The organism is Burkholderia diffusa, from assembly GCF_902499115.1.
Taxonomy (GTDB): Bacteria; Pseudomonadota; Gammaproteobacteria; order Burkholderiales; family Burkholderiaceae; genus Burkholderia; species Burkholderia diffusa.
This window is the reverse complement of record NZ_CABVPN010000070.1, coordinates 1-1466: the sequence shown is the minus strand read 5'-3', so window position 1 is coordinate 1466 and position 1466 is coordinate 1. Positions and strand designations below refer to the sequence as shown.

Here is a 1466-nt window from a genome sequence, read left to right as displayed (position 1 = left end):
TCTTACTGTGTCAATAAATTCATGCCATTATAGAAACTTCTTCATCCACGGCGTGAGGAATGATGCACTGGGAAACGTCATTCGAGTCGTATCTGGAACATTTGTGTGAAGCGCTTGGGCATAACGATCGCGAATCAGGATTGAGGGGCTATTGCCAAGGGCTGATGCTGCCAATTCGGCGCAAGAGCGTCGAGCCGCTGGCGGCACATCTGGAACCGGAGCGCGTGAGCGCGCGGCACCAGTCGTTGCATCATTTCGTGGCGAAGTCGGAATGGTCGGATACGGCGCTGCTCGATCAGGTGCGGCGCTGGGTGCTGCCGCATATGGACCCGGCTGGCGGGTTGTATTGGATCATTGACGACACGGGATTTCCCAAGAAGGGCAAGCATTCGGTCGGCGTGGCGCGGCAATACTGCGGTCAGCTGGGCAAGCAGGACAACTGCCAGGTTGCGGTGAGCTTGTCGGTGGCGACAGAAGACGCGAGCTTGCCGGTATCGTATCGACTGTATCTGCCGCGCGAATGGAGCGACGATCCCGCGCGGCGACAGAAAGCCGGCGTGCCCGAGGAAATTGAGTTTGCAACCAAGCCGGAGATTGCGACCGGGCAGTTGCGCGAAGCACGGCAAAGCGGCGCGCCCGACGGTATCGTGTTGGCTGATGCGGGCTATGGAGACGACACCTCGTTTCGCGAGGCCGTCAGTGAGCTCGGGCTGCAATATGCGGTGGGCATTCGCTCGAACACGCGCGTATGGGCGCCGGGCACGGCCCCTCTCCCTCCCGAGCCCTCCAGGGGGAAGTTGGGGCGGCCGCGTAGCTTGTTACGGCGCGCGCCGGGACATGAACCGATCGAAGTCAAGGATCTGGCCTTGACGCTCGGTGCCTCGCACTATCGCAACGTGATATGGCGCGAAGGCACGTGCGCCGCGCTCAGTTCGCGCTTTGCCGCCGTGCGTGTACGTGCTTCACACCGCGATTACTGGCGGTCCACACTGCGCGATGAACAATGGCTGCTAATCGAATGGCCTGAAGGTGATGCGGAGCCACTCAAATATTGGCTTTCGACTTTGCCCCCAGACACGACGCTCGAACGTATGGTTCGTGTCGCCAAGATGCGCTGGCGTATCGAGCGGGATTATCAGGATCTCAAGCAGGAATTCGGCTTGGGGCACTTCGAAGGGCGCGGCTGGCGTGGATTCCATCACCATGCATCGTTGTGCATTGCTGCCTATGGGTTTCTTGTTGCTCGACGCCTCATTCAAGGTGGCAGTAAAAAAAACTCCGCAATCCGCGACCCATTTGCCTTACCCTCGGATTACGTGCCACGCGGGTCCCCAGCGCGCGCAGCGCCACGTGGCTGATTCCATTACAACGCTGCGCTGGCGTATCGCTGCGTACATTGCGCGCCGGCTCCAGCGATGTCCGTTTTGTTCAGCGCCAAAGATCGATTTACTGACACAGTAAGACTA

1 protein-coding gene is annotated in these 1466 nt (G+C 59.5%); it reads left to right on the top strand.

Features of this window, described 5'->3' with window-relative positions; all coding sequences use genetic code 11:
* Positions 1-62: 62 nt before the first annotated feature.
* Positions 63-1358 carry an IS701 family transposase gene (locus BTE28158_RS32235; protein WP_151052736.1) on the top strand — a complete coding sequence of 432 codons (1296 nt, stop codon included), beginning with the start codon at positions 63-65 and terminating at the stop codon, positions 1356-1358.
* Positions 1359-1466: the final 108 nt, after the last annotated feature.

Coding starts and splice junctions, on each gene's coding strand:
- BTE28158_RS32235 (WP_151052736.1), top strand. CDS start 63: ATGCACTGGGAAACGTCATTCGAGTCGTATCTGGAACATTTGTGTGAA.